Origin of the sequence: Acidithiobacillus sp. YTS05, from assembly GCF_024396695.1 — a bacterium.
In the GTDB taxonomy this organism is placed as follows: domain Bacteria; phylum Pseudomonadota; class Gammaproteobacteria; order Acidithiobacillales; family Acidithiobacillaceae; genus Igneacidithiobacillus; species Igneacidithiobacillus copahuensis.
Genome location: NZ_CP094359.1, coordinates 541,287 through 566,446, shown reverse-complemented (window position 1 = coordinate 566,446; position 25,160 = coordinate 541,287). Strand labels below are relative to the sequence as shown.

The following is a 25,160-nucleotide window of genomic DNA, read 5'->3' as shown; positions in this document are numbered from 1 at the left end:
GACAATCCGCCCTCAGGCGGCAAAATATTCCTCAAAAGCAATCCATCCAGACCGCATCACGCGATCCTCCTGTGCCGCCGGCTTGCGCCAGACGGCTTCCAGTTCGCGCCGCCGCTGTACGGCGCGCTGGAGCGCCGGACCGAATTGGTCCGTCATATCCTCTGCGTACTCTTCGAGGGCATCCGTATCACCTGCCAGCCAAGCGACGGTCGCCCGCCCGGCGGCTTCGCCGCTGATGACTGCCGCCGGGATGCCGGCGCCGGTAATGGGATGCGTCAGACCTGCAGCATCTCCCAGCAACAGGGCCCGCGCATGTACCATGGGGCGGATTCCCCCCACCGGAATCGCACCTCCGGTGCGCCCAAGGATCTCTGCTCCAACGATACCGCGCTCCTGCATCTGCTGGTGCAGAGTCTCCAGAGGTACCTTGAGGTTGCTCTCGAAACGACGATCCGCCCCCAGCCCCAAATTCGCCACCGCGCCACGGGGAAAGAGCCAAGCATAGCCACCGGGAAAGGCATCGGAGAGGAAGATGTCGGTATCAAAGTATTCCTGCAGGAGTGGCACGGTGTATTGGCGGGTGAAGACCACCGCCTGATCCTCCAGACCGAGAGCTACCGCTACGGCACTATGGGGCCCGTCAGCGCCAAGAAGAAAACGTGGGCGTAGGGCGATGCTCTCGCCGTCGCGCTGCACTACGGCAAGCTCACCATCCCAGGAGCGGAATTGGGTGCGTCGCCAGATCGTTGCCCCCGCGGCTTCGGCGAGCTCTGCCAGGCCTTGATCAAAGCGCGCGCGGTCGATCATCAGGCCGGGAAACGCCGAATGCTCCGCGGCTCCAGAGGGCAGGACGGTGAGCATGCCGCTCACCTCCTGCACCCGCGACAGCGTCTCATGTACCGTGCGCATAAGCGGATTGGGAACAAACTCGGCACACTGCACTGGAACGCCAATCTCACTGCGCTTGTCGACGGCAATGGTATGCAAACCTGCGGCAGCGGCGACCCGGGCCGCTGCCGCGCCCCCCGGTCCCATGCCCACCACGAGTACGTCGCAGTCGATCACGCGCATGGCAACGCCTCGCGTACGACCTGGACGAAATCGCTTGGCTGCAGACCCAATGCATCGACAGGGGTCTCGTGATACCAACGCTCAACGATCTGCGGTAAGTCTTCGATATGACTGTTGCGCAGGGCGGCCTCCAAATCCAGAACCGCGCGCCGCGGTTGGACAAAGAAATCGCCGCTGAAGGCGATTTGCCGAATCCGTTTGCCGCGCTCGTCCCAGAGCAGCTCACTACGCAAGGTGCCACCGTTACCCCGGTGCACGGCCTGCAAGAGAGCTTGCTCACTGCGCGGGCGATCCTGCAGTTGCAGCCATTCCGGGTCGCGCACGATAGCCAAGGCCTCGGGGAGGTATGTCGCCAGCACTTCGGGCATCGGCGTCTCGCGCATGTCCCAAGCGAAGTGGGCGCGGAAACCCTCGACCAATGCCTCTTTGACCTCTGACTTACTGGGTAGCCGCCCCAGCAAGGCACGCAGACTCGTGACGCGGTCCGCGACCGACTGTATCGCGTGGGCATCGAGCTTTTCGAGCGGCACGCGCAGGATGCGCAGCATCCGCGGGATATCCAGATCGATCAGGACGGTGCCCTGAAAGAGCACCACCTGACCATCGATGATGCCGCCGGTGCCGGAGATCTTCCGCCCCTCTACTTCGATATCGTTGCGCGGACGAAACTGCGCATCAATACCGAGCTGGCGCAGACCCAGGGCCGCCGCTTCGCAGATTTCTTGCGCCAAGAAGCTCATGTCCCCAGCAGGCAGGTCTTCCCGCCGACACACCAACTCCCAACCCAGCTGGGTTTCATCGAAGATGATGGCCCCGCCGCCGGTCAGGCGGCGTTGCACCTGCACACTCTCCCGGGCGCAAAAGTCGAGATCGAGTTCCTGTCGAGGGGACTGATGATGCCCGAGTAGGGCGCAGTCACGAAAATGCAGGAAGCGGAAGCTGGCACCTTGCCTGCCGTCGGCTACGGCGGACATCAGGGCGTGGTCGAGGGCCATATTCTCGTCCGCATCGCGCAGGCCGGTATCGATCACCGCCCATTGCGCCTGGTCGCACTGCCGCCCTGTCCCTCGCTCAGCCATAATCCTTCGCTTCCAGCACTCAGGCGGTCACGACAATAGGGATATCACGCAGTGCTGGGCGCCGCTTGGGTGAAGCCGGGATGTGATCGAGGGGGATAGCGCCACTTTCCTCGCCAAGGGCAAGAACCTCTTCGCCAACGATCATCGAACAGCAGGAGGGGGTAACGAAAACGTCGCGATCCAGATGTTTGGCCAACGCCAGCATACCATCTGAGGGGAAAGCGATGCCATTCAGGCCTGCCATCACCGCATAGCTATCAGTTTCCATGCGATGCACGCCACTGGGCCGTGCACAGCCGAGCAAGACCGGTGTTTCCGGGAGGCTCGTACGTGCGTCCATGAAGAATTTGCCGACCTCGTTGCTCGGTGGGGTGGCAAAGGGCCGACTCTGGCTAGCATACTGCGACATGATCACCACCAGCACTAGAGCGCTGGGCAGATGCCGCTGCACGATTTCGAGGGAGTTCCACTCACCCAGCATCTCGCCGTAATGGAGCCCAATAACAATATGCGGCACCACCTTCATCTTGGTGGCGACCAACGCCTCCAGCGCGGCTTCGAAATCATCGACACTGCGGCGCAAATGGTAGACCTGGGAAATGGTATCCTGGGCGCCAATGACGTCCATCATGGCAACGTCGACTCCAGCATCCTCCATACCACGGGCGAATTCCGGCGTAGCGATGCCCGTGTGCATGGCAATCTGCAGATTGGGGTAGCGCGCCTTGATCTTGCTGACGGTCGGAAAATACGGTTCATAATGAACGACGTTCTGGTGATCAGAACCGCCCGACAACAATAATCCGCGTCCGCCATCCAGAACAATCTGATCGACTAGACGATCGAGCTCTTCGGGAGAGCGCACGGGGATCATCGGTTCGAGAATTTTGGCCTTGCAATGGTCACATTGCAATTTGCAATCACCACCAGTGATGGAAATGGCCGGGAAAGCATTTTTGCCGCAGCTCGTGGTGGAGAGTTCGGAAGTTTCATGATGCCGAAACGATGGGGTATAGAAGTTCATCCGCCCGACCTGGCTGCCCGAGAGTCCCTGCCAACGCTCGCGCATCGACGCAACCAGATTGGCATCGAGTTGCAAGTCTTCAAGGGCTTCTACCTGGGAAACAGCGTCCAACCATGGATTCATGAGTTCGTCCGTCCTGCGTCAGTAAAAAGACTGCAGCGGCTACCGAGGCAGCCGCTGAGCGATGGCAAGAGAAATCTTAGCAGCCGGCGAAGCCGTCAGCGTTCATCTTCTCTTCGAAAGCCGCCAGAGCGTCGGCTCCGGTCTTGAGCTCGGCAGAGTCGCCAGCGAAATCCGTCGGATTCAGCTTGGAGATCCAGCCACTCCCGTACGGATCCTTGTTGATCAAGCCGGGGGTCTTGGCCACTTCATCGTTGATCGCGGTAACCGTACCACCGACCGGGCTCTTCAAGGGACCCACCCATTTTCCGGATTCAACGGTAGCGGCGGACTTGTCTTTTTTGATGTCCTTGCCTACAGCCTTCGGAGTATAGGAGACGATCTCGCCGGCCAGGGCGCAGGCATAGGCGGTCATGCCGATGGTCACGCTGCCATCGTCTTCCTTGCGCAGCCACACGTTGTTTTCGACGTTGTACATCAGATCTTCCGGAATTTCACAACCACGAACAGTACCCATAATGCCCTCCTTAGGGTGTACGGAAAAAATCCAGTTAGAGATAAATCCCTCAAAAAAATAACAAGCGATCGACCGACAGAATAAGATCGGCCAGATCCCCGGCTGAAGCTACGTGGTCGACCTCATCGATCAGGCCCGTCTCTTCCATGGCATATCCGGGCAACGCGGGGCGACATACATAGAGCTCCACTCCGGCATTTTTCGCATCGCGAATGAATTCGATGATGCGTTTGCCACCTTCCATGGCTGCCATGTTCTCGGCAACACCTTTCTCCATGAGCTTGACCGCCTCCATGGTGCAAAAAATCTTAACCTCTGCATCCATAGATGACAACAAGGACCCCAGATAAAACGGCGTCGCACAACGATGCGCCGTGCTCGGGCCGCTGGTCATGACAATGACCACGGTCTTCTCTTCGTCATCTTCCAGATAGTGACTGCTCATCGCATTCCCCGCTCACAGTGGATGTCGTCCCGCAGACAGCGCGCCTTGTACATCTCGAAGGCGGCATCGCCGGTTACCATGTCCTTCAACGCGACCTCCAGACTCGCCACCGGACGCACACGGGCAATCCAGGCTTCGTAGGGTTCGATATTGAGGAGGTTAGGGTCTTCCAGCACATCCTCGTTGGCAAGTTCGATCACACAGTCGAAGACATTGGGAACCGGACCGGCCCATTTCCCACTTTCAATGGTGGCAACTGGCTTGCCGATGGGTCGCCGCGTACCGGGGCGGCGCACGCGCACATGCAGAATCTTGCCGGCGATGGATTGGGAAATGTCGGTCATGCCCACGGTGAGCGTGCCATCATCCTCACGTCGCGCCCAGACCTGACTTTCCTTGTCATAGTAGAGCTCGGCGCGAAATTCACACCCGTTACATTCCATGGCCTGTTCCTCGTTATATGCTGCGACGAAAAAAAACGCCCCCGATCAGGGGGCGCATTTCGCAACTCGGTCAGACAATCCCTTTAGCAGCAAGGAGATCCATGGAGTCACTGACGTTGTCGGGGATACCGACTTTTCGCGGTGAGAGTCCCATGGCCAAGCCCAGCAGCTGGGTGAAGTAGATGACCTTGACGTTCGATTTAATGCCAAACTCCACTTCCGCGCGCACCTGATGCATTTCCAGACCGGAATGACAGGTCGGACACTCGGTGGCAATAACTTCGGCCCCGGCATCTTCCGCAGCTTGCAGGATGTTCAGCACCAGCTGCGTGGAGGTGTCAGAGTCGGACAAAGTATGCGCACCACCACAGCAGGCAGTCTTCAACGGAAAATCGACCGCCACGGCACCAGCAGCATTGAGCAGATCATCCATGAAATGCGGTGCGTAGGAAGATTCCGAACCGGGGCCCTGATCCTTTTCCGGGAAGATCTGCCGCGGCCGGGTGTACATGCAGCCGTAGTAGTTGGCGATTTTCAGCCCATTGAGGCTCTTCTTCACCCGGCTCTTGATACCCTCCGGTCCGACTTCCTCCATGAACCACTCCAGCGCGTGCAAGCTGCGCACGTCGCCATCATAGACCGGATCGCCAGACTTTTCGGCGAGGTCCTGAACCGTCTTCATGGTCTCGTCCGAGGTTGCGCACTCGTATTCGGTCTGCTTCAGATTGCGATAACAACCATTGCAGGGGGCCATAACGGTGTCGCAACCCTGGAGCTTGCTGGCGATCGCCAAGTTACGCGCAGACATGTAGGTCTGCAGCATGGGGTGGATATTCTTGACCTCCATGGCCCCACAGCAGTTGTAATCTTCGAGATTTTCCATCTCCAGACCCAACTCTTTCACCAATACGCGAGTGGATTTGTCGTAGGGTCCGCCAGAGCCCTCCAGGGCACAACCGGGGTAATAAGCAACCTTAGCCATGATGAGCGGCCTCCTTCTGCGTCTTGACGTACTCGGCAAGCACCTCGCCGGTGCGACCCCAAGATTTGGTCTTGGGACGAAACACGACGTTCAGGCCCATCTTGGCCAACTGACCCAGAGGCATATGCTTGCTGAGATTCTTACCGAAATTGATGATCCAGGTCTGCACGAGTGGCTGGCCGGAACGCTTGAAGAAGCCCATCATGACTTCCGTATCCTCAATGCGACCGAACTCCAGGCACTGATGAGTGAATTCCTCATCGAAGTGGGTAGATAAGGTCTTGGGGGTATACCCATTCTCTTCCAGCCAGTGCGCGGTGGCTTTCATCACGCCTTCGGGACGGACATCTTTGGGGCAGATGTTGGTGCACTTGTTGCAGGACACGCATTGCCAGATGATGTCTTTATCCTTCATCAGCTCCGCCTTCAGACCCAGGCGAATCAGGTAAATCCAGTAGCGCGGGTTGAAGTCCACATTCTGTGCGTACATAGTGCAGGAATTGGTGCAGGAACCGCACTGCCAACAACGATGCACATTCTCACCGCCGCCGTAGCTCTGAATGATCTTTTCGAAATCCGGCTCGTAATCCACCAGGGTACGAGGGGAGATCATGGTATTCCAAGATCCCGACACATCCACACCATCCACGACCAAATGATCGTGTTGGAGAATGCGATCAGGATCGATCAGTGTCTTCTCATGAATAGCCATAACCAAGAACTCCTAAATTTGGAAAACTAATGAACATCTTTGCCTTTGATCCGTGAGCCGCCCATGCGCCGCTGGGTTTCGACTCCCAGCAACTTGTGGATTTGCTCGATGAAATCCGATTGCCCGCCGAAATCCGAGCGCAGGAACCCTTCTGCCATGGCCCGCAAATATTGTGAGTATTGGTATGCCAACAACACATCGATGAGATAGGGCAGATCGCGATACACACCAAGTTCGGACAGCCCTTGGCGCATCCACTCCCGCACACCCTCAAACATCTCCGGGCTCTCCCCTAAGGGAAAGTCGGTGATGTAGTCACCGCCACGCACAAACTCGCGTACCGCTCCGGAACTCGTACCTTGGTCCCAGACCCAGCGGGTCATGAGCGGGTACACTTCCGGGTTAGAGAAGTGCAATAGCTCCGCCGCCAGATCCCGTAGAGCCCTCTGCGCCTTGCCTTCTGCAGGAATTGCCTCTTGAAAGCGCTGCATACGTTGCGGCAAATCTCCGTGGCCGCTGAGCAGGTCAGCGATCGCAGAGCGCAAAGCCGGCGCTCCATAGGCTTCCAGAGTCGGCCAGAGCTTGCGCCGCGCAGTGAACATCCGTTCTACCAACGTGCGCATCCCGTCAGCATCTAATTCCTTGTCAATACGGGAGAGAATGGACTGGAATACCGCGCCCTTCTCCTCCAGCATAGCAATCAGATCAGATAAACCCTGCTGCCCCTCGAGGGCCTCCTCAAGCTCGTAGAACGATTTCTTGAGCAGGCCGACATCGAGATCGATAGGCAACTTGGCCGGCGTTACAGACTCTTGCATCAGACTCAAACGGCCACTTTCTGCGCCGAGAACAGATCCGCCACCGCACGCGAGCCAGCGGACTGACCCTGGGCGATAGACGTATCGATGTCTTCAGGACCGGTAGAAGCACCGCAGGTATAAATACCCTTACGTGTGGTCCCTTGACTGTTGGTGTACTGCTCGGCCTTGTCAATGAAACCGTGCTTTTCCAAACCGATACCAAAGGTTTTGGCGATTTCGGGATTCAGGGCATTCGGATCCATGCCAATGGCATGTACAACGATATCCATGGGGATGACGATCGGACGTTTGACCAGAGTATCTTCACCTTTCACCAGCAGGCGTCCATCCGGAGATTTGGTCACCTCGGCAATACGCGCCTTGACAAACTTGGTCTTGAACTCTTCCTGGCTCTTCCAGTAGAACTTGTCCTCATACAGGCCAAAGGTGCGGATGTCCATGTAGTAAATGAACACGTCGGTGCTTGGAGAAATCTCTTTGATCTCCATGGCCAGATTTGCAGAAACCGTGCAGCAGATCTTGGAGCACCACTCACGCCCAATCTGGCGGTCACGGGAACCGACGCAGAGCAGGATGGCGACGCGCTCCGGCACACGACCGTCCGACGGACACTGAATCTTACCAGTAGCGACCATCTGCTCCATCTGGGAGGTGGTCAACACGTCTTCGTAGGTACCAAAACCCCATTCCGGCTTGTTGATGGAATCGAAGTGGGTGAAGCCCGTAGCAAGCACGATGCTGCCAGCTTCGACCTTGCTGCCGTTGCTCAAGGTTGCGGTGAAATTACCGGCCTCACCATCCAACTGGCTGACCTTGGTAGACTTGTGAATGCTGACGTTGCCGTCCCCTTCGACCCGACTCACCATGCGGCCGATAGCATCCTTGGCCCACTCACCCGAAGGAACCAGCTTGGCATACCCCGAGATGATCGGTGCACCACCAAGAACGTCTTCCTTTTCGACGATAACTGCTTTCTTGCCCATGGCTGCCACGGTGGCTGCCGCCGAAAGGCCCGCCGGGCCCGCACCTACTACTAGAACTGTATCTTGTGCACTCACTGATCGTTCTCCTCAAGCACCCGTCTTCATATTGATGTTCTGATTGGTAGCGAGTTCGGGGTTGTAGAGGTACTCCACATTCCCTTGCTCGACCTGCTTCAGATATTCCTGGAAATCGGCCTTGGCCTTGTCCCAGCTGATGCCCATCTTCTCCACCAGATCCTCACAGGGGGAAGCATGCCACTGCAGCTGCACGATCTTGAACGGATCGGCACCACAGGCCAGCGCGGCCAACTGCACGTCGGCAATGATCGGCACCGAGTAATTCATATCGTGTGCCTTGCCAATCCACTGGTTCTTATCCATGGTGGTGATGCAGCCGGTGTCGATGCCGATCATCACGTCCGCCTTCGCCTCTTCCCGCGCGACCTTGATCTTGCGGTTCATGGTGAAGCTGCGGGTAAACTCGCGCTCGGAAATGATGTGGCGGAAGCCAAAGCCACAGCAGTCATACCAGGTGGAGTAGTCGATGACCTGCGCGCCCAGGGCCTGGGCCATGGAGGTGCCGACCGCGGTGCGGTTGCCGCCGAGAACGGTGTTGTCATAGACCGCATCCTCGGCCACCATCTTGTAGTAGTGGCAGGCGGCATGCACGGTCACCCGGATGTTGCTCATGTCGATGGTCTGCAGGTCGCTGGCAATGCGGTTGCGCATCACGTGCAGCCACTCACTATAGTGCACCACTTCTTCGGGGATGACGATCTTGCCATCGACCAGACGCCCAAGCTTGCCGAGGATCTTCTTGACCTTCTCGCGCAGCTCGGCGGATTCGATCAGGTACTTGCGGATTTCCTTGTAGTTACCGAAGGAGGTGCCGCAATGCACCAGGGGATAGAAGTGGCCATTCTCGAAGCCGTGCTGCTTGCCGGAGACGTAGGCTTGGTGGAAGTTGCGCAGGAACACCGCCGCCAGGGATTCGACGTTGCCAATGCCGGAGCCATGATAGTTCCAAGCGGTGCAGGAGGTCTGGTCGGTCTCGTCGAGGTAGTCGATACCGAACTTGTTCATGAACCACATGAGGCTGGTGGGATAGCCGGGGATGTTGCCGCACTGCCCACAGCTCTTGTGATGCCAGAGCTGGTTGGTGGGTACCCGCTTCTTCCAGCCGAAAAGGGTGTCGACCTCGATGGGCTTATGGTCATCGCTGATGCGATGGACGATGATCTCGCCTTCCTTCTCGAGCTCCCACATGTGCTCGCGGATGTCGTCCATACGCTCGCCCAGATCCACCGAACGCCGGTCGACATGGTTACGCACCCATGCCGTCGCCGCTTCGGCTTCGTTGGCGTTGAGATTGGTATCCTGGAAAAAGGCGCCGTGACCGGCTACCCCTTGCTGCGTCGTGTTTTCACTCATTTTCGTCACCCCTTACTCGTCGCCATGGCTTTCGAGCCAGTCTTCGTAGTCTTCGCGCTTTTCATCGATGAAGTCCTCGATCACGTCGAAGAGATTTTCATCCATGGTTTCCAGGGACTTCAGCACGCCTGTCATTTCCCAGATGGTGTACATTTCCACGGAGGTCTTCAGCGAAACTTCCCAGGCAGTTTCCACAGTCTGCAGGGTGCGCACCGGGATCGCCTTGCGCAACACACGAAGGTCGCCTTCGACCTTTTGAATGTTTGGACCCCAGTCGGGGAAGTGATCCGGCTGAATCATGTCAGGAGACAACTGGTTGCCGGTAGTGATGAGCTTGAGCATAACGCGCCCGAAGGGCCGCAGTACGTCTTTCGCAGACTGCATGCCATGGCGAATGGAAACCTCGCGCATGATCATTACCAGGCCACCAGGAGAATTCTTGAAGGGGCAACGTGCCGCACAGGTCATACACTGCGCACAAGCCCAGATTTTCTCCTGCATGGCGTCATAAATCTGCTCCACGTTTTCCGTCCACAAAAGCTGGACGATCTCCCGCGGGCTGTAATCGTAAAACTGTGCCGACGGACAGGTGGCGGTGCAGATACCGCAGTTAAGACAACCATTGAGTTCGTGATCGTACCGGAAGTCGGCACGAATCTCGTCGAACATCTCTTTCATTTCAGCGTAAGTCGCCATTTACTTGCTCCTCACTAGCAGTAGTAAGCCGATATCTGTCTGACCGCCACACCTCTGATCCGTTCCGATCAGATGAACAAGGTAATGTCGGACTCGCCCGCAAATTCAAAGAAAGCGGCCGCACCACCCAACTCGATGCCGTCGATGAAATCGGCCGTATCAAACTCGAACAGGTCTACCGTCATCTGGCAGGCAATCATGCGCACTTCCGCCTCGACACACAGTTCACGCAACTCTTCGAGACTCGCCACGCCCTTGGCCTTCATCTTGCTCTTCATCATGGAAGTTGCCATACCTTCCATTCCCGGCAAGACCATCATTAAGGTCGGCATAGGCACCGGCATAGGCATGGCCGGGTTCCCGAGCGGGCTGACTCGCAGATGCCCAAGATCTTTCTTCAGCAACTGCAGGCCATAGAAGGTGAAGAAGATTTCCACGCTATAACCAAGGGCCGCAGCGGTAGAGGCCAGGATGAAGGGCGGATAACCCCAGTCCAACGTACCTTTAGTGGCGACAATCGCCAGTTTCTTTTCATCCATAATTCACTCCTCGAAGGCGCCAGAGATCTATCCTCTGGCGCCACAGGCTCATCAGGCCTTCTGAATGAAGAATACGAACTCGCCACCAGCTTCCGCCTGGTCGAGCAGAGGGTTCTTGGTCTGCTTGGAGAACGCCTCAAAGTCCTTCACTGCACCGGGATCGGTAGCAACGATTTTCAGGACTTGTCCGGCATTCATCTCTCCCAGGGCCTTCTTGGTGCGCAGGATGGGCAGCGGGCAGTTCAGTCCACGGGCATCCAGCAGCTTGTCTTCTTGTACCATTGCAACCTCCACTCTCAAGTCAAACAACAGCGTACGAATGTATCAGGATTTGCCTGCCAAGCAAGGCAAAGATTTTAATTTGTTGATTAGTTCGGCATATTTCAGCATATTCTTATACGCCATGCTAGACGATGGGGAAAGAGCGGTTAGCCCAGCCCGAAATCCCACCTCGCAGGTTGTATACCTCCGAGAAGCCTTGTGCGGCCGCGAACGCGCAGGCCTGCGAGGAACGTCCACCGCTCAGACAATAGAATACCAAGGGCTTCTCCTTGTCGATTTCGGCCATACTCATTGGCAACAGATGCAGGGGAATGTGCTTAGCGCCGCTGATCATCCCGCGGGCAACCTCAGCCGGTGAACGCACGTCAATCAGAGTGAAGGCCTGCGCCTTCTCCTGCATCTCCTTCAACTGCTCCGCGGTAACTTCTTTGAAACCATACATGATCTTCGATCCACCCCACAAATAGCATTCGCTTATGGTAACATCCCTGCGGCATAGAATTCTAATTTATTTCAGCCCCCAAGACGCATCATAAATATTTTTGAAGAGCGTTTGCGATCCTGATCGAAGACATGGCGCTCGGGTTTGTCTTGCCAGATACCCTGTGCGATCGCCTTGCCAAGTTCGACCATACCCATGCCCGAACGAAGCAGGGGACGCAACTCCATACCCGCCTCCTGACCAAGGCAAAAGACGAGACGACCGGTTGCCGTCAGACGTACCCGATTGCAAGTCGCACAAAAGTTGTCACTGATGGGGGTGATGAAACCGATGCTGCCGTATCCGCCCGGCAAGGTGTATCGTCTTGCCGGACCCTGATCGCGACTGTTCGCAAGCGGCAAAAGTGACCCGAAAGCTCTCTCGATTATCCCCCGCGCCTCACTCGCGGAGAGGTAATCCTGCTCCTGACTGCCGCTACCTGCACTACCCAGAGGCATGGTTTCGATGAAGCGAATCTCCAAGCCACGCGCGACCGCGTAATCGACCAGAGAAGCTAGTTCCGACCCGTTGATACTGCGCAATAGGACCGTATTGATCTTGATACGGGGTATCCCAGCCGCACGCGCGGCATCAATGCCGCGTAGTACGCGCGGTAACGTCCCCCCCCGGGTTACCTGTCGAAACTTGTCGGGGTCGAGGGTATCCAAGCTGATATTGAGACTGTTGAGGCCCGCCTGGGCAAGAGATTCAGCCAAGCGATCGAGCAGATAGCCGTTGCTACTCAGGCTGATTTTACCGATACCAAGTTCATTGGCGTAGCGGACGTGCGCCAACAAGTGGGGATGGATGAGAGGCTCGCCGCCGGTAAAGCGCAAATGTTGCAGACCTAGGGCCTGAAAACTGCGTAGGACGAGGTGAACTTCGTCAGGACGCAGATGTTCCTCACGCTCAAAGTACGGCGTGCCTTCCGCCGGACTGCAGTACTGGCAGCGAAAGTTGCAGTGTTCAGTGAGGGATAGGCGCAGGTAAGTGATGCGTCTGCCATACTGATCCCAAAGCTCCCCCGTCTTGGGCAGGCTGCTTACCTGCCCAGAGGAATTGCCGTAGCTGTGCTTGTCAGCAGCGCTGACGACCATGATACAGGTTCACCACATGCTGTGCCTCAACAAAAAACAGCCAGCGCTCCACACCCAGCCCAAATACAATGGATACCGCGGCAATGACCGCCGCAACGGCGGACTGATCCGCCACGGCAAAGGCCAGAGCAATGATCGGCACGATGACCGCGAAGAAATACATCATCAACTTGATGCCGCGTGCCTTGTCGCGCGCCAAGGTATGGCCGAACTCCTCGGTGAGGAAGGTGCCGAAGGTATGCCCCTGGTCCAGAATGCGAACGGTGGAGCGATTGAAACCCGTTGCCGTGCGAATCGTCGGTCCGGAGGGACGGGCGATCCAGAAGTAGTAAATGGCCTTCATCACCGCCACGGCAGCAATCAGGGCAATGGCAATGCCTACAAAAACTCCGGCACTCTCGCCCGTGACAATGCGCACGGCAGCAAGGAGCGTGGCGCCGATGGCGAAACCCATGGCGTAAAAATTGGCCGGCACCAGAGCCGTATTCCATTGGCGAATGGTCCGCAGCACGGCATAGATCATGCCTTGGCAGAAGATGGTGATGAGTCCGATCACCCCTGCCAGACTGGCGAGGATCAGACCGACCGTGGCTTCGGGGGCGCCCGTGACAAAGGTCCAGACCAGGTAGGCAAAAGCAAAGGGATAATACGCAACCGCAAAGATACCTTCGCGGGCCAACCACGAGGTACGCCAGCGAGTGAAGGCCCGCCACGCATTTTTGGGATTGGCAAGATGCGCCGTCGAAGACAGCATGCCGATCGTGACAAAGATCAGCGACAAAATCACCGCAGCCAAGGTCTGCACGGGACTCAGTCCACCATCAATATGGAGATCGTTGACAATGGCAACGAGGGCTATCAGGCCAAATCCGCCGCCAGAAAACAGGGTGAGAAAAATAACTGCCAGTGCCGCGTGCATAACGTCTCCTTAGCGCTCCACCACACGATTGACCCACTCCTTCACCTTTGCGCCGGCCTTCTTTTTCAGGCCTTCGGTGGGGATGGGAGCGTGCACGCGCGGCGGCAGATAATGGTTGCTCGGGTCATAGTTCAACTCGGGCATGAGCTGATAGCCACCGCGCTCGCGCACCGCCCGACTGACCGGACTCTCTGGATCGTCGAAGTCACCGAACATACGCGCATGCGCCGGACAGGTCAGTACGCAGGCCGGCTGACGCTCTTCTTCGGGGATTTCCATGTCGTAAATGCGGTCGATGCAGAGGGTGCACTTCTTCATCGTGCCGGAGACCCGATCCAGCTCGCGGGCGCCATAAGGGCAGGCCCAGGAGCAGTAATTGCAGCCCATGCACTTGCTTTGATCGACAAGAACGATGCCATCTTCTGGGCGTTTGTGGCTCGCCCCAGTGGGGCAGACGGTGACGCACTCCGCATTTTCACAATGCATGCAGGACATCGGGAAATTGACCGTCTTGTTGTAGGGATACTCCCCGATTTCATAGTGCCGGATACGGTTGAACCAGACCCCGGATGGCTTGGCACCATACGGATTATAGTCCGTCAGCGGCGCCGTGGTGCCGCTGGTATTCCATTCCTTACAGGCTACCGCACAGGCATGACAGCCTACGCAGGTATCCAGATCGATGACTAATCCAAGTCTCATGTCGCGCTCCTTGCCTACTCAGGACTTGAGATTGACGGGCTTATGGGTGTGATACCGCAGCACGTCCGGTGCCGGAGTATCGCCGGGCAGCGGCTTCATGGTCGGGAAGGTGGGCCAGGTGCCCTCCTCACCCGGCGCCGCCGGATAAATCTTGACCATCAAGTCATACCAAGCCGCCTGCCCGGTAATTGGATCGGAGTTGGTCAAGCGCCGCTCGCCTTGTTTAGGCGGCAGCAATTCCGAAATTAGGTGATTCATCAGGAACCCGCGAGTGGCCTCCGCGGCGTCGGGTTTCAGACCCCAGGCGCCGGATTGCTTGCCGATGGCGTTCCAGGTCCACACCGTGTCTTCCTGGCAACCTTCGATCAGCTTCACCTGTACGCGGATCTTGCCATTGTGGCTCTCGACCCAGACCCAGCTCTTGTCCTGGATCCCCATCTGCTCGCCGCGCTGCCGATTCATATACAAATAATTCTGCGCGATGATCTGGCGCAACCAGGCGTTCTGGCTATCCCAAGAGTGATACATCATCATGGGGCGCTGATTGACGGCAAAGAACGGATACTCCTTCTTGTCGATACGCTGCTGCTCCAAAGGCTCGTAGAAGTCTGGCAACGGGTCGAAATAGGTAGCCAGACGCTCGCGGTCGACCGGATCCTTGGGCATCGGACCATCATAGAGGCCCTGACCCGCCAAGCGGAAGCGCTGGAAGGCTTCGGAATACAACTCGATGATGATGGGGTCGGCCGTAGGATTGAATCCCACCCGCTGCGCCAGCTCCAGATATTCTTTGTTCGCAAAGCGGTAAAAGCGTTGGGACTTGGGCAGGTGATACTGGAAGAAGCCCTGATTCTCGATGTAGCGATCCCACTGATTGGGATTCGGTTCACCGCGCAGGTGCGTCTCGCCATCCTTACCCCGCCAACCGGCCAGAAAGCCGATCCCTGGAGCACGCTCGAAATTGGCAATGAAATCCTTATAACCGCTGTACTTGGGGGTGCCATCCTCCTTGGTGAAGGCAGGCAGTTTCAAACGCCCCCCCAGCTCCACCATCACGTCCTGCCAGGGGCGCACATTGCGGTCCGGCTTGAGGATCGGGTGGCGGATGGAGTCACAGATGGCATCCGGCTCGGAAATGGGTCGATCCAAGAGCGAGATGGAATCATAGCGCTCCAGGTAGGTGGTATCGGGCAGGATCAGGTCGCCAAAATTCACCATCTCCGAATGGAAGGCGTCGATGACCACCAAAAACGGGATCTTGTACTCGCCATTTTCGTCCTTGGCCTTCAGCATCTCCTGCACGTTGGCGGTATTCATGGTGGAGTTCCAACTCATGTTCGCCATAAAGAAGATCAGGGTGTCGATGCCGTAGGGATCCTTGTTGACGGCATTGGTGATCACCATGTGCATCAGGCCATGGTTGGCAATTGGCGCCTCCCAGGAATAGGCCTTATCGATGCGCTTTGGATTACCATTCTCGTCGATGACGAGGTCTTCCGGCGCGGTCGGGAAACCGAGCGGCAAGGACTTCAGCGGGGTGTTGGGAGCGCTGTGCTGCGCCGGCTTGTTTGGCGGCGGTACGGGCTTGGGGTATGGCGCCTTGGCGCGGAAGCCACCGGGACAGTCGATGGTGCCCAAAAGAATCTGCACCAGGTGAATGGCACGCGCTGCCTGCATGCCGTTGGAATGTGCCGAGATACCGCGCATGGCGTGCATGGACACTGGCCGCCCGATGAACTTGTCGTGCTTGCGGCCGGCCCAATCGGTCCATTCGACTTCAATCTCGATGCTTTCCTTGAACGCGACGTGGGCCATTTCCAAGGCCAGTCGCTCGATGGTTTCCGCTGGAATGCCGGTGATTTTGCTGGCGTTGGCCGGGCTGTAGCGGTCGTCCAGATAGCGCTCGGCGAGAATGGACATGATGGTGCGCACGGGCCGACCATCGGGGGTCTGGAATTCGCCAAAGAGGGCTGCCTTTACGCCAGGCTGCATGCCGTTGACGTAGGCCTGCTGTTCGAGATCCCAGACCAGAGGGTGCCCCTCGGCATCGCGCCAGATCAAACCGTCGCCCTTCTGACCGGGGGTATTCACCACCAGGAAGGGGGCGTTGGTGTAGCGCAGTAGAAAATCCCAATCGAACTGCTCATTCTGCAGAAGCACATGCACCATGGACAAGGCGAACATACCATCAGTGCCCGGACGGATAGGCACCCACTCGTCGGCAATGGCCTGATAGCCGGTGCGCGCCGGATTGACGCCGACAAACTTGCCACCGTTACGCTTGAGCTTCTCCAGACCAATCTTCATCGGATTGGAGGAGTGATCTTCGGCGACACCCCAGAGCATGAAGTACTTGGTGCGATCCCAGTCCGGGTCACCAAATTCCCAGAAGGCGTGGCCGAGCATGTAGAGGCCGGCAGTGGCCATATTGACGGAGCAGAAGCCGCCATGCGCAGACCAGTTGAGGGTGCCAAATTGCTGCGCCCAGAGCCCGGTGAGCGCCTGCATCTGGTCACGACCGGTAAAATAGGCCAATTTGTCCGGATCCGTAGCACGAATGTGCTCGAGGCGCTTGGTCAGGGTGTCGAGGGCTTCGTCCCAGGAAATCTCTTCGAACTCGCCGGCGCCACGCTCGGTGCCTGGCTTGCGCCGCAAAGGATTCCGCAATTTGCCCGGGGAGTACTGCTTCATGATCCCCGCCGAGCCCTTGGCGCAGAGCACCCCCTGGTTGATCGGATGATTGCGGTTACCCTGGATGAAACGCACCTTGTTGTCTTCTACGGTGACCTTGATACCGCAGCGACAGGCGCACATGTAGCAGGTGCTGTACTTGATTTCCTGCTTCTTGTGATCCTCGAACTCCATGACCGTAGCCATCGCCTGACCTCACTGAAATTTGAACGGACCCACCGGAAAGGTAGGGAGATGATGGTCGCCGAGCCATAGCGATAAAGCAACTCAGCTTTTTTGATTTTGTAATAAGGGCGGCTTATTTGCCTGGACAGCCCAAAGTGGATAAGTTCATCCTATCCTGAAACGTGTGGAGACCAGAGATGAATCGTAACGATTTCAAAGAACATACCCGGATTACCGTCACCTGGAAAGACAAGGAAGGTAAGCTGCGCCCCGGTAACTTCTATGTCTATGCCTTGTTGAAGGACGCTATGATCGTCCGCGCCACCGACAAGGACGGCCTGCTACGCAAACTGCCCTTCTCCGATGTGCTGCGGATCGTCAAGTGCCAGGATGTAGCGCCGCAGGATCGTTACATGATCCCGGATGAAATTTTGAAAGAGAGCAATTGGAAAGATCGCGACGTGATGGTGCGTTACAGCTCCTCTCCGCACCGCGGCAAATAATAGCAAGCAACCACAGCGGGGAGCGCCACGACTACGCCTCTCCCCGCTTCATTGCCCAGCGCCTGGCTTGCGTTCCCAGACGCCAGATTTGCCTCCCTCCTTCCGCAACAGACAAATCCCGGTCAGTGTCATACCCCGATCGATAGCCTTGCACATGTCGTAAATGGTCAGCAAGGCGACGCTCACTGCGGTGAGCGCTTCCATTTCCACGCCGGTCTGTCCCTGGCAGCGCGCCTCGGCTTCGCAGCGTACTTCGCTCGAATCGGCATCGAGCGCAAAGCGGATTTCTACGCCAGTCAAGAACAATGGGTGTGCCAAAGGGATCAACTCGGCCGTGCGTTTACTGGCCTGGATCGCGGCAATTCGCGCCACCGCCAGCACATCTCCCTTGTGCATGTCTCCGGCACGAATCCGTGCAAGGGTTGCCGGAGCCATGCGAATGGCACCGCCGGCTAGGGCGCGCCGCAAGGTAACCGGCTTGGCGCCCACCTCCACCATCTGCGCCTCGCCCTGCTGCGTGAAATGCGTTAGAGATTTTTCCTGCATTGGATATTGGCACTCCTTTTGCTTAGTCTAGGCGATCGCTCGGCCATCGGTTTCCCATGCGTTTACGACTTTTCCTACTGGGTATCTGCCTCAACCTGCTGCTCTGGCCCCTGCAAGGCCTGGCCGAGCTACGCTTTCTGCTGCCACCGGTCAGCAGCCCTTCCGTCATGTTCGCGGCCTTTGAGCCTCTCGCGACACACTTGCAAAAATCCCTTGGCGAGCCCATTCAGCTCAGCTTCAGTGCAGATCTTCACCAATTCTACCTGAAGGCGAGAGAAAAACGAGCGCAAATCGTTTTGCTCTGCCCGATTGCGTATCTGAAGATCGCCCATAGCAAACCATATATTCCTCTCGCTGGCCTGGTGCCCCCCCCTGGCGGTAATGAGAGCGTGATCGTCGTCCGCAGCGATAGTCCGATCCACACGGTCCTGCAGTTACGTGGAAAATCCTTCATTTTGGGGAATCCCGCCTGTGCGGCATCGGCCCTGGTGCCCCTGTCTCTGTTGGATGCTGCCGGCATCAAACGACAAGATCTCAGCGAATTGGGACAAGGCGGAAGCGATAGCAATGCATTGATGGATGTGGCGGCGCGCTTCTATGATGCGACTGCCGTTGCCGAAAACATTGCCGAACCCTATCTGCGTGCAGGCACCCTGCGCGTGATTGCGCGCAGTACCGTCGGGCCCGGCGATCTCATCGCCGCATCCGAGAGCGTACCCGCAGCGCAGCAGGCGGCAATCCGCCAGACATTGCTCAATCTGTCCCAGCAGGACCCCAGTGCGATGGCGGCAATCCATGCCCTGGCGACCCGTTTCACTTCTGTCACTCCAGGGACCTATGGACCACTACGCAGCCTCTATTCCGACCTGTATGGCGAAGAGCTGACACCGCGCTTGCAACGCCCACGTTGGCGCCTGGGCATTCCGCCGGCGTTTTCTCCCTTGACCGCAGCGCGCCTGTTTCAACCCTTGCGACTGGCCCTGGAAAAGGCGACAGGTAAGGCCATCGAAATTTCGCTGCCGCGCGACGAACGGCAATACCTGCAGCAAGTCCGGGCGGGACGCTACCAGTTTGCGCTCTTGAGTCCACTGATGACGAAAGCGGCGCAGGGCGACGTTCGTCGCCTGGCCACGCTGATTCCGAATGCTGGATCTTCAGGTCTGGCGCTGGTGCGCATCGCTGGCGTCCAGACAGCATCAGCGCAACTACGGATTGCGTATGGCAGTCCCTATTGCAGCGCCAAGGATCTGATCGCCGATAAGGTTGCCGGCTTTGCTGCCGGAAAACCGGTTTCCTGGTGGCCGGTGGATTCGGAACGCGCAGTGTTCACCGCGCTTGGCAGTGGCCAGGCAAATTTGGGGGTTGTGCGCAGCGCGACGGTGGACAGTCTCGCTGCCGCCATGCCGCATACTTGGGAAATCGTCGCCCGCACCGGTCCCGCGCCGGCCTGGGACCTCGTCGCCAGCCCGGCAATTTCGCGCGACCAGAACGCGCAGGTTCGCGACATTTTGGCTACACTCCCGAAACAGGCCTTGACGGCCGCAGGCTTTCAGGAGATCGCTGCACAGCCATGAAGTTCACGAACACCAACAGTCTTTCCCACACACTGTGACGCCGTCAGTTCCCCACCTCTGGCAACGCCTGACCTGGCGCAGCAAGAGCATGGCCTTGGTTGTGCTTCTCATCGCCATGATTTATCTGTTGATCGCCACCTTTCTTTATACCTCCGTGCGCGCCGACCTGACCAGTCAGGTACAGACGGAAATCCGCCATCTCACCGACAGCATCGCTAGCTCGGCAGCCAACCCTCTACTCCTGAAAGATGCGGGCCATCTTGCGCAACTCGCCAACAGCGGGAACTCTCTCGTATCTGCGGTACTGATCGTCGATCGCTCCAACACCGTGGTTGCCAGCACGGATCTTGCGCAGGTAGGCACGCAGATACCCTCCACGGCAAGCCGAATGCTGCCCCACAAATACGCCTACTCCGCCGCCATCACCGCCGGCAATCAGCGCCTGGGTACGGTATGGCTGCGCAGCGCCACTCCAGAAATCGATCGTCTCATCGCCCAAAAACTGGAGCACACCACCAGTCGTCTACTGATCCTCGGCATTAGCACCGCCATCATCGGCCTCATTGGTGCTTATCTGGTCAGTCTTGCCATCACGCGCCCCATATCGCGACTCATGCATGAAATGGAAGCCATGCAGCGGCAGTTCGGTATCCGCGAGGAAGCGCAAGCAGAAGAGACAGACGAATATCGGGATGAACTGCATCGCCTCGAACTCGCCTTTCGCTCCCTCGCGACGCGGCTGCGCGAACACCTGCTGGAGTTGCGCAAACTCAATCAGCGGCAGCAGGCCATGCAGTGTATGGTGACCATCGGGCAGATGTCGTCGCAGGTCGCCCACGAGATTCGCAATGCCTTGTCCTCGGTACGCGGGGCGGCACGGTATCTGGTGCACTACGATGATCGCGACAACCGGGAAGAGTTTTTACAGATCATTGAAGAAGAGGTACAGCGTCTGTACGACATGACCCAGGGATTTTTGGATTTTGGCCGAAGCTATGACACCCACGTCGAGCCACACGAACTCTGCCCATTCCTGCAGCGCTGCGTGCAACGGCACGTGACGGACTTCGACACCCGCGCAATTGGCGTGACCCTGGAATGTAATCCTGGTCTGCAGGCGAGCTTCGATGCCTCTTTGCTGGGACAGGCGATCAGCAACCTCTTGCTCAACGCCTGTGATGCCGTTCCTGGCCAAGAAGGTCGCATTCTGCTGCGGGCCGCAGCCCTCACGGACAGTGTCGAGATCAGTGTACAAGACAATGGACCGGGCATTCCCGAGGCGCAATGGACGGAAGTTTTCAAACCTTACGTTACGAGCAAAACCAAGGGGAGTGGACTTGGTCTAGCGATTGTCGCCAAAATCATGATGGTCCACGACGGTAGCGTAGAGTTGCGCCGGGTGCAGGGATACGGGGCCTGTTTCGTGCTCACGCTACCACTCGCGCGCAGCAACCGGGCAGAGCTCATTAACGAAGGCTGAGGAGCAGTATGGATACCCAAATTCTGATCGTGGAGGATGAGCGCAATCTGCGTCGCGTCCTGGCCGCCATCTTGGGCGCTGAGGGCTTCGTAGTGCTCGAGGCAGAGTCGGGAGAGGAAGCCCTCGAACTGCTACAGCAACAAAGTCCCACCCTGATCCTTACGGATCAGCGCTTGCCGGGGATGCCTGGCATGGAACTTCTGCGTCGGGTGAAGACCCTGTATCCCTTGATTCCCGTCATCGTCAGCACGGCCTATGGCGAGATCGAGCAGGCAGTGGAGGCGATCAAGGAAGGGGCGGAGCATTACTTGACGAAACCCGTGGACGAGGGCGAACTGCTGGCGCTGATTCGGCAAATCCTCGAACGCGGTGGCCGGAGCGTCCCGCCTCTGCGACAAGCCCCGAAACGACATGGTCTGATCGGGGTAAGTCGGGCGATCGCCCAACTTCTTGAAACCATAGACCTGGTTGCACCCGCACCTTCCAATGTCCTGATCAGTGGCGAATCCGGCACGGGCAAGGAACTGGTGGCGCGTGCTCTGCACTACGCCTCTGCACGGGCCAACGAGCCGTTTGTTGCCTTCAATTGTGGTGCCATTCCGCTGGAGTTGGTGGAAAGCGAAATTTTTGGCTATGAACGTGGCGCCTTTACCGGCGCAGTGCGCAGTCAAGCCGGAAAGCTGGAAACGGCAGCCGGCGGCACATTGTTCCTCGACGAAGTTGGCGACATGCCTTTACCGATGCAGGTCAAGCTCTTGCGCGCCCTACAAGAACGGGAATTCACGCGCCTGGGCACCCACCAGCCGATCCGCTTGCAAGCGCGGATTGTCGCCGCCACCCACGTCGATCTAAAACAGGCCATTCAGGAAGGACGTTTTCGGGAAGATCTGTACTATCGTCTAAACGTCATTCCACTGCATATCCCTCCGCTGCGGGAACGCCGCGCCGATATTACCCCGTTGGTAAACCATTTTCTGGAAAAAATCTGTCACGAAATCGGCCGCCCACGCATAGAAATCGACAGCGATGCCCTCTCTGCCCTGGAAAGTTACTCCTGGCCGGGCAACATCCGTCAATTGGAGAATCTTCTGGAGCGCTGCGTGGTGCTCACCCGGCAAAACAGTATTGGTCGGCGTGATCTGCCAGCAGAAATTCGCGAGCAGGAATCCAACAGTGAAGGGAATCCGTCCAGCCCCTTCGATCTACCCGCCATCGAGCGGCAAACGGTACTCAGCGCCCTGGAAAAGACCCGTTTCAACCAAAGCCAGGCAGCCGTGCTGCTGGGCATCAGCCGGAAACAATTGCGCACCAAGATGAAGAATATGGGGTTACTGGCCGACCAGGCGGACGAGGAAGAGGGGTTCGATAGAGACTAGCCGTTTCTGTGCCTTTCGGCACAGTAAAGCCCCGGCGCTGGTCCGGGGCTTTTTGTTTGTTCCTGCGAACTACCCCGCTATCAGACCGTGGCTCGGACAAGAAGTTGCGGGATAACAAACTGATTTTCCAATGCGTAACAGGATTTCTCGCGCCCCATCCATCCGGAGCTAACGCCCCCCAATACAGCTGGCACGAAATCTGCTGAGTAATGGCGCACCGGGGAAGAAACCGGGCAGCACCACAGGAGTCATCATGAACGCTCATAGACGCACACGCGCGGGGATTCTTACTGGATTGGCTGGCGCCCTATTGTTGGTCGCTGCGGCTGCCAGCGCTGCCCCAGCGGTCAATAACATTGAAGCTGGTCGCGCCTTGGCCTTTGACCGTGCCAAGGGAAACTGCCTGGCCTGCCACGCCCTTCCCGGCGGCACGCAAGCAGGTGATGTAGGCCCGGCCCTACCGATGAAAGGCGTAACCTTTCAACAAATGTTTCAGACCAAGGAAAAATTGGTCGCCTTTCTGTCTGATCCGGAAAAACTTTTTCCCTACGCAAACATGCCGGAGTTTGGAAAAAACAAGGTTCTGACTCATCAAGAACTGGAACAAGTTGCTGATTATCTCTGGTCGTTGAAATAAATCATCCGTTGAGGAGTATATACATGAAGCAAATGCAACGTAGACAATTCCTCGGCACCGGCGTCACCGCCGCTGCCGTAGCTGCCGTCGCCGGTACCGGCCTTTTGCGGGCAGGCAACGCCTTCGCCGGCAACGTCGCAGGCTGGCCAGCCAAGGCCTTCGACGCCAAGGTGCTCGACGAGGCCATGGGCGACTCGATCGGCAAGACCGACGTACCCGTTTCGTCCAAAGTTTCACTCAAGGCCCCAACGATCGCCGAAAACGGTGGCGCTGTGCCGGTCACAATCGAAGTCGACTCTCCCATGACGACGGATGACTACATCAGCACCGTCTGGCTCTTCGTCGATCATAACCCTACCCCTCTGGCCAGCCAGTTCACTTTCACTCCAGCCTGTGGCAAGGCCTACATTCAGGAACGCATCAAGATGGCGAAAACCGACAATGTTCGGGTCGTCGCCAAAACCAACAAAGGGGAACTGATGGCCTCGGCACCCCGTGAAGTCAAAGTCACCATTGGCGGCTGCGGCGGCTGATTTTTTTCGATTTTCGTAAGGAGCTACATACCATGGCAGAAGCACTTGGCAACCCGATGATCCGCATGCCCGGTAGCGCGAAAAAGGGAGAGATCGTGGAGATTCGCTCCCTGATCATGAACCCGATGACTACCGGTCTCCAGAAAGACAAAAAAACGGGAAAATTGATCCCAGCACATTTTATTCAGACGGTAACGATCACTTTCAACGACAAGCCGCTGTTGGACATCGACTGGAGTACTGCGGTCAGCTCCAACCCCTATCTGGCGTTCAAAATGCGTGCGGAAGAAAGTGGTACCTTAAAAATGGTATGGAAAGACAATACCAATGGTAGCTGGAGCGCAGACTCCAAAATTACCGTGAGTTAGCAGTACTCTACAGCGCAGTGCATAACGCACTGCGCCGATTTCCATAAAAAGGGAGGGAAATCGCAATGAAAAAATGGCTCGTACCCATTGTTGTCGTGGCGCTTGCCGGTAACAGCATCGCAGCCAATGCGGTGAATTGGTGGGACCTGGGGAATACCAAGGTCGGACCGGAACAGACCCTGCAGCAATTTCATGAATATTTCAAACAGCAATTCCCCAATATGCCGTTGGAAAAATACGCACTGGGTGCCTATGCCTTTAGTCCCCAACTCTACGCGCAATATCAGGAGGCCATGCAGTTTAATCCAGGAGATTTGACTCTCTCCGAAGGGCAGAAACTCTGGGACAGCAAGTTCAAAAACGGAAAAACCTACGCCAGTTGCTATCCCGACGGCGGCAAAGGCGTTGCCGCGCACTATCCAATGTTTGATAGCAAGACCAAACAAGTCGTTACCATTGGTATGAGCATCAATGCCTGCCGCAAAGCCAACGGCGAGGCGCCGCTGTCATACGGCAGTCAGGACATGATCGCGCTGCAGACCTATCTTGGGTCGCTATCCAACGGTATGCCGGTCGATGTACAGGTCAAAGGGCCGGGCGCGGTGAAAGCATTTGAAGAGGGCAAGGCCTATTTCTTCATGAAGCGCGGGCAACTCAACTTCTCCTGTGCTTCTTGCCATGTCGCTTATGCCGGGAAATATCTGCGCGACCAGATCATCTCTCCGGTCGTTGGTCAGAGTGCCCATTTCCCCACCTATCGGGCGGCTTGGTCGGCGGTAAATACCCTGCAAAAACGTATGGAAGGCTGCGATAAGAAGGTAGGTGCGCAACCCGAAAAATTGGAGAGCGTCGACTATCGCAATCTGGAATATTTCATGAGTTATCTCAGCAATGGCATCAAGATGAATGTTCCCGGCTACCGGCCGTAAGGCGACGAGCTTTC

General features: G+C 57.3%; 28 protein-coding genes. 8 read left to right on the top strand and 20 right to left on the bottom strand.

The window, feature by feature from the left end; translation table 11 throughout:
• Positions 1 to 12: 12 nt before the first annotated feature.
• From MQE22_RS02795 to MQE22_RS02705, 19 genes are all read right to left on the bottom strand, one after another.
• On the bottom strand, positions 13 to 1,071 hold the full coding sequence (locus MQE22_RS02795; RefSeq protein ID WP_215872337.1) for a geranylgeranyl reductase family protein: 1,059 nt from the start codon (positions 1,069 to 1,071) through the stop codon (positions 13 to 15).
• The gene (locus MQE22_RS02790) at positions 1,062 to 2,150 is read right to left on the bottom strand and encodes a lipoate--protein ligase family protein (RefSeq protein ID WP_255790084.1); all 1,089 of its coding nucleotides are present in this window, start codon (positions 2,148 to 2,150) and stop codon (positions 1,062 to 1,064) included. The genes MQE22_RS02795 and MQE22_RS02790 overlap by 10 nt, the downstream gene beginning before the upstream one ends.
• 19 nt (positions 2,151 to 2,169) lie before the next feature.
• Positions 2,170 to 3,297: a radical SAM protein gene (locus MQE22_RS02785; protein WP_255790083.1), complete on the bottom strand. Its 1,128-nt coding sequence runs from the start codon at positions 3,295 to 3,297 to the stop codon at positions 2,170 to 2,172.
• A gap of 76 nt (positions 3,298 to 3,373) precedes the next feature.
• Positions 3,374 to 3,811 (bottom strand): glycine cleavage system protein H, encoded by a 438-nt coding sequence (locus MQE22_RS02780; protein WP_255790081.1) that lies wholly within the window; start codon positions 3,809 to 3,811, stop codon positions 3,374 to 3,376.
• A gap of 49 nt (positions 3,812 to 3,860) precedes the next feature.
• Positions 3,861 to 4,256: a DsrE family protein gene (locus MQE22_RS02775; protein ID WP_255790079.1), complete on the bottom strand. Its 396-nt coding sequence runs from the start codon at positions 4,254 to 4,256 to the stop codon at positions 3,861 to 3,863.
• The gene (locus tag MQE22_RS02770) at positions 4,253 to 4,699 is read right to left on the bottom strand and encodes a biotin/lipoyl attachment domain-containing protein (RefSeq protein WP_215872342.1); all 447 of its coding nucleotides are present in this window, start codon (positions 4,697 to 4,699) and stop codon (positions 4,253 to 4,255) included. Before MQE22_RS02770 ends, MQE22_RS02775 begins: the two co-directional genes overlap by 4 nt.
• Positions 4,700 to 4,769: 70 nt before the next feature.
• Positions 4,770 to 5,681, bottom strand: coding sequence for a CoB--CoM heterodisulfide reductase iron-sulfur subunit B family protein (locus tag MQE22_RS02765; RefSeq protein WP_215872343.1), 912 nt, complete (start codon positions 5,679 to 5,681; stop codon positions 4,770 to 4,772).
• Positions 5,674 to 6,393: a 4Fe-4S dicluster domain-containing protein gene (locus MQE22_RS02760; RefSeq protein ID WP_215872344.1), complete on the bottom strand. Its 720-nt coding sequence runs from the start codon at positions 6,391 to 6,393 to the stop codon at positions 5,674 to 5,676. The genes MQE22_RS02765 and MQE22_RS02760 overlap by 8 nt, the downstream gene beginning before the upstream one ends.
• A 26-nt stretch (positions 6,394 to 6,419) precedes the next feature.
• The gene (locus MQE22_RS02755) at positions 6,420 to 7,211 is read right to left on the bottom strand and encodes a hypothetical protein (protein ID WP_215872345.1); all 792 of its coding nucleotides are present in this window, start codon (positions 7,209 to 7,211) and stop codon (positions 6,420 to 6,422) included.
• A 5-nt stretch (positions 7,212 to 7,216) separates the two neighbouring features.
• On the bottom strand, positions 7,217 to 8,272 hold the full coding sequence (locus MQE22_RS02750) for a CoB--CoM heterodisulfide reductase iron-sulfur subunit A family protein (protein WP_215872346.1): 1,056 nt from the start codon (positions 8,270 to 8,272) through the stop codon (positions 7,217 to 7,219).
• A 12-nt stretch (positions 8,273 to 8,284) separates the two neighbouring features.
• Complete coding sequence (locus MQE22_RS02745) at positions 8,285 to 9,628, bottom strand: heterodisulfide reductase-related iron-sulfur binding cluster (RefSeq protein WP_255790076.1); 1,344 nt, start codon at positions 9,626 to 9,628, stop codon at positions 8,285 to 8,287.
• 12 nt (positions 9,629 to 9,640) lie between these two features.
• On the bottom strand, positions 9,641 to 10,324 hold the full coding sequence (locus MQE22_RS02740) for a 4Fe-4S dicluster domain-containing protein (protein ID WP_215872244.1): 684 nt from the start codon (positions 10,322 to 10,324) through the stop codon (positions 9,641 to 9,643).
• A 68-nt stretch (positions 10,325 to 10,392) separates the two neighbouring features.
• On the bottom strand, positions 10,393 to 10,863 hold the full coding sequence (gene dsrE2 / locus MQE22_RS02735) for a sulfur carrier protein DsrE2 (RefSeq protein ID WP_215872245.1): 471 nt from the start codon (positions 10,861 to 10,863) through the stop codon (positions 10,393 to 10,395).
• A gap of 51 nt (positions 10,864 to 10,914) precedes the next feature.
• Complete coding sequence (locus MQE22_RS02730) at positions 10,915 to 11,145, bottom strand: sulfurtransferase TusA family protein (protein WP_215872246.1); 231 nt, start codon at positions 11,143 to 11,145, stop codon at positions 10,915 to 10,917.
• Positions 11,146 to 11,269: 124 nt separating this feature from the next.
• Positions 11,270 to 11,587, bottom strand: a complete 318-nt coding sequence (locus MQE22_RS02725; RefSeq protein WP_215872247.1) for a rhodanese-like domain-containing protein — start codon at positions 11,585 to 11,587, stop codon at positions 11,270 to 11,272.
• 71 nt (positions 11,588 to 11,658) lie between these two features.
• Positions 11,659 to 12,723, bottom strand: coding sequence for a GTP 3',8-cyclase MoaA (gene moaA / locus MQE22_RS02720; protein ID WP_215872248.1), 1,065 nt, complete (start codon positions 12,721 to 12,723; stop codon positions 11,659 to 11,661).
• Positions 12,704 to 13,642 (bottom strand): dimethyl sulfoxide reductase anchor subunit family protein, encoded by a 939-nt coding sequence (locus tag MQE22_RS02715; RefSeq protein ID WP_215872249.1) that lies wholly within the window; start codon positions 13,640 to 13,642, stop codon positions 12,704 to 12,706. Before MQE22_RS02715 ends, moaA begins: the two co-directional genes overlap by 20 nt.
• Before the next feature lie 9 nt (positions 13,643 to 13,651).
• Positions 13,652 to 14,344 carry a 4Fe-4S dicluster domain-containing protein gene (locus tag MQE22_RS02710; RefSeq protein WP_215872250.1) on the bottom strand — a complete coding sequence of 231 codons (693 nt, stop codon included), beginning with the start codon at positions 14,342 to 14,344 and terminating at the stop codon, positions 13,652 to 13,654.
• A gap of 18 nt (positions 14,345 to 14,362) precedes the next feature.
• Positions 14,363 to 17,221: a molybdopterin oxidoreductase family protein gene (locus MQE22_RS02705; RefSeq protein WP_215872251.1), complete on the bottom strand. Its 2,859-nt coding sequence runs from the start codon at positions 17,219 to 17,221 to the stop codon at positions 14,363 to 14,365.
• A gap of 176 nt (positions 17,222 to 17,397) precedes the next feature.
• On the opposite strand from MQE22_RS02705, the gene MQE22_RS02700 reads away from it, so the two are divergent.
• A complete protein-coding gene (locus tag MQE22_RS02700) occupies positions 17,398 to 17,703 on the top strand; it encodes a hypothetical protein (RefSeq protein WP_215872252.1) in 306 nt (101 codons plus the stop codon).
• A 48-nt stretch (positions 17,704 to 17,751) separates the two neighbouring features.
• Here the strand turns inward: MQE22_RS02700 and moaC are convergent, their stop codons facing one another.
• Complete coding sequence (gene moaC, locus MQE22_RS02695; protein ID WP_215872253.1) at positions 17,752 to 18,249, bottom strand: cyclic pyranopterin monophosphate synthase MoaC; 498 nt, start codon at positions 18,247 to 18,249, stop codon at positions 17,752 to 17,754.
• A 56-nt stretch (positions 18,250 to 18,305) separates the two neighbouring features.
• Here moaC and MQE22_RS02690 point away from each other — a divergent pair, with 56 nt between their 5' ends.
• The 7 genes from MQE22_RS02690 (at position 18,306) to soxA (ending at position 25,146) form a co-directional block, all read left to right on the top strand.
• Positions 18,306 to 19,823: a PhnD/SsuA/transferrin family substrate-binding protein gene (locus MQE22_RS02690; RefSeq protein ID WP_215872254.1), complete on the top strand. Its 1,518-nt coding sequence runs from the start codon at positions 18,306 to 18,308 to the stop codon at positions 19,821 to 19,823.
• Between the two features lie 88 nt (positions 19,824 to 19,911).
• Entirely contained in the window at positions 19,912 to 21,303 is a 1,392-nt protein-coding gene (locus MQE22_RS02685; RefSeq protein WP_215872255.1) for a sensor histidine kinase, read from the top strand.
• An 8-nt stretch (positions 21,304 to 21,311) separates the two neighbouring features.
• Positions 21,312 to 22,679, top strand: coding sequence for a sigma-54-dependent transcriptional regulator (locus tag MQE22_RS02680; RefSeq protein WP_215872256.1), 1,368 nt, complete (start codon positions 21,312 to 21,314; stop codon positions 22,677 to 22,679).
• Positions 22,680 to 22,932: 253 nt separating this feature from the next.
• Entirely contained in the window at positions 22,933 to 23,316 is a 384-nt protein-coding gene (soxX, locus tag MQE22_RS02675; protein WP_215872257.1) for a sulfur oxidation c-type cytochrome SoxX, read from the top strand.
• Between the two features lie 23 nt (positions 23,317 to 23,339).
• Positions 23,340 to 23,849 carry a thiosulfate oxidation carrier protein SoxY gene (gene soxY / locus MQE22_RS02670; RefSeq protein WP_255790073.1) on the top strand — a complete coding sequence of 170 codons (510 nt, stop codon included), beginning with the start codon at positions 23,340 to 23,342 and terminating at the stop codon, positions 23,847 to 23,849.
• 32 nt (positions 23,850 to 23,881) lie between these two features.
• Positions 23,882 to 24,217 (top strand): thiosulfate oxidation carrier complex protein SoxZ, encoded by a 336-nt coding sequence (soxZ, locus tag MQE22_RS02665; RefSeq protein WP_215872259.1) that lies wholly within the window; start codon positions 23,882 to 23,884, stop codon positions 24,215 to 24,217.
• Between the two features lie 65 nt (positions 24,218 to 24,282).
• Complete coding sequence (soxA, locus tag MQE22_RS02660; RefSeq protein WP_215872260.1) at positions 24,283 to 25,146, top strand: sulfur oxidation c-type cytochrome SoxA; 864 nt, start codon at positions 24,283 to 24,285, stop codon at positions 25,144 to 25,146.
• The last annotated feature ends 14 nt before the right edge of the window (positions 25,147 to 25,160 follow it).

What these genes read in the sequence shown, in the direction of transcription:
- MQE22_RS02690 (WP_215872254.1), top strand. Translation starts at nt 18,306, where the DNA reads ATGCGTTTACGACTTTTCCTACTGGGTATCTGCCTCAACCTGCTGCTC.
- MQE22_RS02785 (WP_255790083.1), bottom strand. Translation starts at nt 3,297, where the DNA reads ATGAATCCATGGTTGGACGCTGTTTCCCAGGTAGAAGCCCTTGAAGAC.
- MQE22_RS02765 (WP_215872343.1), bottom strand. Translation starts at nt 5,681, where the DNA reads ATGGCTAAGGTTGCTTATTACCCCGGTTGTGCCCTGGAGGGCTCTGGC.
- dsrE2 (WP_215872245.1), bottom strand. Translation starts at nt 10,863, where the DNA reads ATGGATGAAAAGAAACTGGCGATTGTCGCCACTAAAGGTACGTTGGAC.
- MQE22_RS02730 (WP_215872246.1), bottom strand. Translation starts at nt 11,145, where the DNA reads ATGGTACAAGAAGACAAGCTGCTGGATGCCCGTGGACTGAACTGCCCG.
- MQE22_RS02745 (WP_255790076.1), bottom strand. Translation starts at nt 9,628, where the DNA reads ATGAGTGAAAACACGACGCAGCAAGGGGTAGCCGGTCACGGCGCCTTT.
- soxZ (WP_215872259.1), top strand. Translation starts at nt 23,882, where the DNA reads ATGGCAGAAGCACTTGGCAACCCGATGATCCGCATGCCCGGTAGCGCG.
- MQE22_RS02700 (WP_215872252.1), top strand. Translation starts at nt 17,398, where the DNA reads ATGAATCGTAACGATTTCAAAGAACATACCCGGATTACCGTCACCTGG.
- moaC (WP_215872253.1), bottom strand. Translation starts at nt 18,249, where the DNA reads ATGCAGGAAAAATCTCTAACGCATTTCACGCAGCAGGGCGAGGCGCAG.
- MQE22_RS02725 (WP_215872247.1), bottom strand. Translation starts at nt 11,587, where the DNA reads ATGTATGGTTTCAAAGAAGTTACCGCGGAGCAGTTGAAGGAGATGCAG.
- MQE22_RS02790 (WP_255790084.1), bottom strand. Translation starts at nt 2,150, where the DNA reads ATGGCTGAGCGAGGGACAGGGCGGCAGTGCGACCAGGCGCAATGGGCG.
- MQE22_RS02710 (WP_215872250.1), bottom strand. Translation starts at nt 14,344, where the DNA reads ATGAGACTTGGATTAGTCATCGATCTGGATACCTGCGTAGGCTGTCAT.
- MQE22_RS02705 (WP_215872251.1), bottom strand. Translation starts at nt 17,221, where the DNA reads ATGGCTACGGTCATGGAGTTCGAGGATCACAAGAAGCAGGAAATCAAG.
- soxY (WP_255790073.1), top strand. Translation starts at nt 23,340, where the DNA reads ATGAAGCAAATGCAACGTAGACAATTCCTCGGCACCGGCGTCACCGCC.
- MQE22_RS02795 (WP_215872337.1), bottom strand. Translation starts at nt 1,071, where the DNA reads ATGCGCGTGATCGACTGCGACGTACTCGTGGTGGGCATGGGACCGGGG.
- MQE22_RS02775 (WP_255790079.1), bottom strand. Translation starts at nt 4,256, where the DNA reads ATGAGCAGTCACTATCTGGAAGATGACGAAGAGAAGACCGTGGTCATT.
- MQE22_RS02715 (WP_215872249.1), bottom strand. Translation starts at nt 13,642, where the DNA reads ATGCACGCGGCACTGGCAGTTATTTTTCTCACCCTGTTTTCTGGCGGC.
- MQE22_RS02680 (WP_215872256.1), top strand. Translation starts at nt 21,312, where the DNA reads ATGGATACCCAAATTCTGATCGTGGAGGATGAGCGCAATCTGCGTCGC.
- MQE22_RS02780 (WP_255790081.1), bottom strand. Translation starts at nt 3,811, where the DNA reads ATGGGTACTGTTCGTGGTTGTGAAATTCCGGAAGATCTGATGTACAAC.
- MQE22_RS02770 (WP_215872342.1), bottom strand. Translation starts at nt 4,699, where the DNA reads ATGGAATGTAACGGGTGTGAATTTCGCGCCGAGCTCTACTATGACAAG.
- soxX (WP_215872257.1), top strand. Translation starts at nt 22,933, where the DNA reads ATGAACGCTCATAGACGCACACGCGCGGGGATTCTTACTGGATTGGCT.
- soxA (WP_215872260.1), top strand. Translation starts at nt 24,283, where the DNA reads ATGAAAAAATGGCTCGTACCCATTGTTGTCGTGGCGCTTGCCGGTAAC.
- MQE22_RS02685 (WP_215872255.1), top strand. Translation starts at nt 19,912, where the DNA reads ATGGCCTTGGTTGTGCTTCTCATCGCCATGATTTATCTGTTGATCGCC.
- moaA (WP_215872248.1), bottom strand. Translation starts at nt 12,723, where the DNA reads ATGGTCGTCAGCGCTGCTGACAAGCACAGCTACGGCAATTCCTCTGGG.
- MQE22_RS02740 (WP_215872244.1), bottom strand. Translation starts at nt 10,324, where the DNA reads ATGGCGACTTACGCTGAAATGAAAGAGATGTTCGACGAGATTCGTGCC.
- MQE22_RS02760 (WP_215872344.1), bottom strand. Translation starts at nt 6,393, where the DNA reads ATGGCTATTCATGAGAAGACACTGATCGATCCTGATCGCATTCTCCAA.
- MQE22_RS02755 (WP_215872345.1), bottom strand. Translation starts at nt 7,211, where the DNA reads ATGCAAGAGTCTGTAACGCCGGCCAAGTTGCCTATCGATCTCGATGTC.